Raw genomic sequence first — 7,101 nt, forward strand, 5'->3', positions numbered from 1 at the left:
CGTTCGTCTCTCTCGAGGCGACTTTTCTATCTTATCATACCGCCTAGGTTTTTGCAAGATCTTTTTTAAAGAAACTTGTTTCGCTTAGCGGCGACAATTCAATACTTTATCAAACACTGATCAAGAAGTAAATAGCTTAATTGGCATTTCTTCTTGAAGTGTTGCTTCAATCGAAGCGACAAGATGTATCTTATCACGTATTTTTAGACAACACAAGAGGTTTTTATAATTAAATTGAATTTCTTTAAATTATATTAAAAGAGAGGCGAATCATTCGCCTCTCTCCTTTACTGTTCCATTACTCTCACAATAGATAAATGTCGAACTTCAACTAGGTTTACGATTTTTCCCCCTGTTTCAACCATTGGTCTCGTTGGGTGATTACGATCTGTAAATACGATCTTCCCAATCGTTCCATCACTTAATTCAACCAGCGTTCCTACAGCGAATTGAGTGATCCCCTCCACAAATGATCGAACAATGGTAGGATCAAGCTTCCCGAAGCTATCCTGCACTAATTGCTCCACGACTTGATAGGGAGACAACGCCTTTTGATGCACACGATCCGAGCTCATTGCATGATACACATCGGCCACAGCAACAATTTTACTGTATAAATGCAGTTTAGAACCAGGCAAACCTAATGGATAGCCTGAACCATCTTCTCGCTCATGATGTTGCAAAGCCGCTAATGCTACACCTTCACTTAAACCGTGGGATGACTTAATAATTTGGTAGCCATAAACGGTATGCTTCTTCATCTCTTCGAATTCATCTGGCGTAAGCTTCCCTGGTTTTTGCAAAATCCGCCGATCAATTTTCGTTTTTCCTATATCGAGCAATGTACCCGCCAGTGCGACCTGCATCCATTCCTTTTCAGGTACCTTGACCCATTTTGCAATCATATAAGAAATAATCCCAACCGCTACGGCATGCTCGTAGGCATAGCTATCCATCTTTGCAAAGCGCCGAAGGGAGAGAAGTACTTGTGGTTGCTGCTGAAACTCCGTAATGATCGGCGTAACAACTTCTCTGACTTCCATAACTGGTATGTTATTGCCGCCTTGTACGCGGGTCATCAAATTTTTCAGTGTAGACACTGCTTTATCAAATGACTCCTGAAACACAGGTTTAGCTTGGGTAAACTTATCAGAAGCTTCTGGCGCATCTACCTTAGTTGAGGTTGGTTCACCTTGGTCAGTCAAATCCCCTCCTGAATCCTCTACTTGTACCTGCTTGATCATGAACGCTTCTAAGAATTGCACTTCCCGTTCATAGAGAGGGGTTCCTTTTGCAAAAAGAATGCCTCCCAATGCTGTAAATACGTCTTCAGCCAATTTCGCTCCAAGAGTCAGTTGTTTCACTTCCACATTGGGCAACCTGCTCACCACCCGATCCAACTTGTTAATGATATAGTATCCATTTCCCAATTTTACTTCAAACCCAAACCATTTGCAGGAAAAAAGCAATGGGTTGAACAAACTTTTGCATTTACACAGAAAAAACGCCCCACATTATGCGGGACGCTTTCGTCGTGATTTTTCTTTATTCCTCTGTCGGTTCGGTAGGTTCGATAGGCTCGGTTGCTTCGACAGTCTCTCCGTCTTGCAGATCTTCGATTCCCTCTTCTGCATCTTCATCCGTCATATCCTCTTCCTCAGTTGGAGGACATTTGGCGACTGATCCCACTTGCTCATTTTCAGACAAACGGATCAGTTTCACACCTTGCGTGTAGCGCCCCATCACAGAAATACCTTTCATTTCTGTACGAATGATGATACCGGAAGTGGTAATAATCATCAGATCTTCTTCAGGCTCAACGACTTTCAGACCGACGACCGGACCGCTACGATCCGTTACATTGTGTGTCTTAATTCCTTTACCGCCACGAGATTGAATGCGGTATTCATCGACAGGAGTCCGTTTTCCGTAACCATTCGCCGTTACAATGAGCACTTCTGCATTTGGCTTGATAACGTCCATATCGATGACATCATCATCGTCGTCAAGGGTAATCCCCTTCACACCGGTGGCGTTACGTCCCATCGTACGTACGTCTCCCTCATTGAAACGGACGGACATGCCTTTATGAGTACCCATGATGATTTGCTGTTGGCCATCCGTCAGACGAACACCAATCAACTCATCATCTTCGCGCAGGTTAACCGCAATTAGCCCGCCTTTGCGAATATTTTCATAGGACTCCAGCGTGGTTTTCTTAATAATCCCCTTCTTGGTCGCAAAGAACAGGTAATGTTCTTGATCAAACTCTTTCACAGGGATTACCGCACTAACTCGCTCCCCTTTTTCAATCTGAATGAGATTGATGATTGGGGTACCTTTTGCTGTCCGGCTCAGGTCAGGAATCTCAAATCCTTTTAGGCGATACACCTTCCCTTTGCTCGTAAAGAACATGATGTAATCATGCGAGTTGGTAATGTACAGATGCTCGACAAAATCGTCATCCTTGGTTCCCAATCCCTGCACGCCACGTCCACCACGTTTTTGCGAACGGTAGGTCGAAACAGGCAGACGCTTGATATAACCGTCATGCGTCAGGGTGATTACGACATCTTCCTCTGGGATCAAATCAGCATCTTCGATATGATTCTCATCGAAAGTAATTTCTGTGCGTCTTTCATCGCCAAACTTCTCTTTGATCTCACCCAGCTCATCGCGGATGATCGCGTAGATTTTGGCTTCGTCTGCAAGAATAGCACGCAGTTCTGCGATTTTTACCATGAGCTCCTGGTATTCGTTCTCGATTTTTTCTCGTTCCAAACCAGTCAGGCGTTGCAGACGCATATCGAGAATCGCCTGTGCCTGCTCGTAGGACAAGGAGTAATTCTCCATGAGTCCTGTGCGAGCTTCTTCCGTGGTTTGAGAAGAACGAATCAAGCTGATAATCTCGTCAATATGATCCAATGCAATACGCAAGCCTTCCAAGATGTGCGCACGGGCTTCTGCTTGCTTGAGATCGTATTCGGTCCTTCTGCGGATAATGACACGTTGGTGCTCCAAATAGTAATAGAGCATGTCACGCAGATTCAATACACGAGGACGACTATCAACGAGTGCCAGCATATTCACACCAAATGTAGACTGCATTTGGGTATGCTTAAATAGATTGTTCAATACAACCTTTGGAATGACGTCACGGCGCAATTCCATGACAATACGCATACCTTTGCGGTCAGACTCATCACGAAGGTCGGTAATGCCTTCGATTTTTTTCTCGCGCACTAGCTCCGCGATTTTTTCCACGAGTCTAGCCTTGTTCACCTGATAAGGGATCTCTGTTACGATGATGCGTGGTTTGCCTTTCCCATCCTCTTCAATCTGGGTTTTGGCGCGCATAATAATGGAACCACGGCCTGTTTCATAGGCACGGCGAATACCACTGTAACCGAGAATCTCCCCCGCTGTAGGGAAGTCAGGTCCCTTGATGATTTTCATCAAGTCTTGAATCGTAATATCAGGATTGTCGATCATGGCAATGACACCATCAATAACTTCCGTCAAGTTATGCGGCGGAATATTGGTAGCCATACCTACAGCAATCCCTGATGCACCATTCAAAAGCAGGTTCGGGAAACGAGAAGGCAATACAACCGGCTCTTCTTTGCGTCCGTCGTAGTTAGGAATGAAATCGACCGTTTCTTTATCAATATCGCGCAAAAGCTCCAGCGCGAGCTTGGAAAAACGCGACTCCGTATAACGCATCGCCGCTGCCGGGTCGCCGTCTACAGAACCGAAGTTCCCTTGCCCTTCAACCAGCATGTAGCGCATGTTAAAATCTTGGGCCATACGTACCATCGCTTCATAGATGGAAGAGTCCCCATGCGGATGGTAGTTCGCCATTACTTCCCCGACAACGTTTGCCGATTTACGGAACGGCTTGTCAGGAGTAAGGCCCATATCGTGCATGGCATACAAAATACGCCTGTGTACAGGCTTCAAACCGTCGCGAACGTCAGGCAAAGCCCGACTGACGATAACGCTCATCGCATAGCTAATGAACGATTCTCTCATTTCGTGGCTAATATCGACTTTTGGAAACCGAGCAGTTTCTTCTGCCATAAAGGGTAAACCTCCAACTGGTTATCACAATACTTCATTATACCATATAGAGAGAGGACACGTCCAAAAAAACCACTTGAATCAATCCATTTCCCTAAGATTTCCCTCTGAATTGGTAGTACACTCACGCATTCCGTATCACCCCTAAATATTCCAGCTTTGTTTCACGCTGGATCACACAAAAACAAAAAAGGCCCCTACATTCTGGCGCCTAGAATTTCATGTCTTTTTACATGTAGTTATCATCATCTTTACAGCTTCACGACCATTTCCAATTCAGAGAAGCGAATCATTGTCTTCGTATCGATTAACAATCCGAACGTAATCACGATCATCTGTAGTAGTTTTCTCATGGTGTATCCCTCCGTTATTGAATGTACTTTCATTTTACAGAGTATGACCACGTAGTCCTATCGATTTGGGTTTCAACTTCCTTACACTATTGTAAGAAACGTAGGAAAGGAAGTATGGGAAAAGTGTGGGAAATGCCTCCAACAACTGCTTAAGTCTGTTTGAAGATGTACAATAAAGTGAGAATCTTAAGGTTCGCGGAGGAATCCCATGAAGATCTTTCACATTGCTATCGTAGACGATGACATCAATATTCGTCAGATCGTCGAAGCCTATCTGCAAAAGGAAGGCTATGTTACAACTGCCGTTGAATCAGCCGAAGAGGCCATTACTTTAGAGCAAGAGAATCCCCCCGATCTATGGGTATTGGACATCATGTTGCCAGGTATGAATGGCTATGAGTTTTGCCGACGTATTCGTGCTGGCTCAGAAACGCCTATCATCATGGTTTCCGCACGCGACGAAGAAGTAGACAAGATTCTTGGACTAGAGCTAGGAAGCGACGATTATCTCACCAAGCCTTTTAGTCCCCGTGAATTAGTGGCACGTGTGAATCGGGCACTCCAGCGTTGGAAACAAATGAAATCTCATGCGGAAGAAACAGCTATTAGCGCTCTTGTTTTAGATAAGGAAAAACGTCTTGTATATTCTTTTGGGGAGGAAGTAGAGGTGACCTCGAAAGAGTTTCAAGTGCTCAGCCTTTTATCGGAGCATCCGAATCGGGCTTTTTCCCGTGATGAGCTGCTCTCTCTTATATGGGGATTTGATTATTTTGGAAGTGATCGAGTGGTTGATGATCTCATTCGTCGTATCCGAAAAAAGCTGGATAAGATCCCTCTTGAAACGGTTTGGGGCTTTGGGTATCGCCTGCGAACTTTGGAAGGAACGAAAGATGAATGAGTATCCAATTTCGCATTACGTTGATGTTCGCCCTTCTTCTCTGTCTTGTCATGGGGGTATCAGCTTTCCTGATCAATTCATTTTTGCTTGATAATTTAATTGAGCAGCAAAAGAATGAATTAAACCTAAAAGGTCGATTCTGGATCGAAAAAATGAACGAATCGAATGCAAAGATTGAAACAGAGGGAGTCGCAGAACTCGAAAAGCTTCTCGTCTCCAATCGCAAGATAGAAGTTTTGCTCTTAGGCAAAAAGAAAAAAGTACTCTACACGTCCCTGCCTTCTTCCAATTTGAATGGGTGGATGGATGCCCTTGAGCGTAAAGCGGAGAAAAGGCAAAATCGAAACATATGGATGGTCGGAAGCGATGATTATGTGGTCGTTAACCTGCCTTTTAAAAACGACGAAAAGCAACGACTGATTCTGGCCTCTCCTGTACGTGGACTTAAAGACACTCGTATGGAAATGACGAATAACATCTTGCTCATCGTTTTGATTGGAGCCGTATCTACCATTTTGCTCAGCTTTTTTATTACGCGTAGTATGGTGCAGCCACTGCATAAATTGACGAGAGAAATAAAAAAGGTTCAAGCACGGCGTTTTTCCGAGGTCCAACTTATTCCTGCACGCGGTGAAATTGCTGAAGTCTCGAATAGTGTTTACTCTATGGCACAAGAGCTCGATCGTTTTCATGAAATCCAGCGGCAATTTTTACAGAATGCTTCCCACGAGCTAAAAACCCCTCTCATGTCCATTCAAGGCTATGCCGAGGGAATTCGCGATGGTGTTTTTGTTGATGCTGCTGCTGAAAAGGGTTTTGATGTCATCGTAGAGGAAACCAATCGATTGAAGCATATTGTGACTGAAATTATATTGTTGGCCAAGCTTGAAGGTGAAGAGAATTTGTTTGATCCCTCGTGGCATTCCGCTACCGACCTGGTGACTCGTACCATTGAGCGTTTACACCCTTTGCAGCTCCAACACAATGTAACGATTTCAGTACCTCCGACTAAAACCAATGACGTAGTGTACGTAGATGAAGGAAAGTTTCTTCAAGCCTTGTTGAATATCATTGGAAATGCTTTGCGCCATGCCAAGGATCAGATCACGATCGAAATTAAGTCAGGCAAACGTCAACTCCAGATAGAAGTACAAGATGATGGGGAGGGCATCGTGGAAGAACTTCTCCCTCATTTATTTCATCGTTTTGTGAAAGGAAAAAATGGTGATGTCGGACTGGGGCTAGCTATTTCTCGAGCAATTATCGAACGTTCACACGGCTGTCTTCAGGCAGAAAACGGCCGACTCCACGGCGCTATCTTTCGCATCACCCTCCCCTTGTATCCCCAGCCTGAAAACTCACGAACACCCGAGTGATCTAGTGTCTACTCGGGTGTTTTTCTTTCCATCTATATATTTACCGCTACATGTTCCCGAACTTTCGCCGCAAGCGCGTTCCTTCCAATTCGCATAACTTTAAATGACTCCTCCACCGTATACAGCACAGCAGCACCTAATTGATGTGCAGCCAATAGCTACCCAATCTAAGCCATAGAAGACAATGACTAAGCCAAAAGTAAGCGTAGAAGAGGATAACGCTGTGGGAAGCAGCATTACCGGAAATCCAGCGAGAAGAGGGAGAAATACTAGCTATACTGTTAGTGGATCCGACTGGAAGAGGCTTGTCTCATAATGACATAACTCTTTTTCAAAAAACATACGTCAGAAATTTCAGTCTTCAAATAGTGCAAAAAAACCATCCGACTTGGAT

At 44.5% G+C, this 7,101-nt stretch carries 4 protein-coding genes; 2 read left to right on the forward strand and 2 right to left on the reverse strand.

Annotation, left to right across the window (positions count from 1 at the left end; genetic code table 11):
• Positions 1-287: 287 nt before the first annotated feature.
• On the reverse strand, positions 288-1,379 hold the full coding sequence (locus tag HP570_RS29030) for an HD-GYP domain-containing protein (protein ID WP_173627955.1): 1,092 nt from the start codon (positions 1,377-1,379) through the stop codon (positions 288-290).
• A gap of 166 nt (positions 1,380-1,545) precedes the next feature.
• A complete protein-coding gene (gene gyrA / locus HP570_RS29035) occupies positions 1,546-4,080 on the reverse strand; it encodes a DNA gyrase subunit A (protein WP_173627956.1) in 2,535 nt (844 codons plus the stop codon).
• A 561-nt stretch (positions 4,081-4,641) separates the two neighbouring features.
• On the opposite strand from gyrA, the gene HP570_RS29040 reads away from it, so the two are divergent.
• Both HP570_RS29040 and HP570_RS29045 read left to right on the forward strand, forming a co-directional pair.
• Positions 4,642-5,331 carry a response regulator transcription factor gene (locus tag HP570_RS29040; RefSeq protein WP_173627957.1) on the forward strand — a complete coding sequence of 230 codons (690 nt, stop codon included), beginning with the start codon at positions 4,642-4,644 and terminating at the stop codon, positions 5,329-5,331.
• On the forward strand, positions 5,328-6,707 hold the full coding sequence (locus HP570_RS29045; protein WP_173627958.1) for a sensor histidine kinase: 1,380 nt from the start codon (positions 5,328-5,330) through the stop codon (positions 6,705-6,707). The genes HP570_RS29040 and HP570_RS29045 overlap by 4 nt, the downstream gene beginning before the upstream one ends.
• The last annotated feature ends 394 nt before the right edge of the window (positions 6,708-7,101 follow it).

Source organism: Brevibacillus sp. RS1.1, from assembly GCF_013284365.1.
GTDB lineage: Bacteria > Bacillota > Bacilli > Brevibacillales > Brevibacillaceae > Brevibacillus > Brevibacillus brevis_D.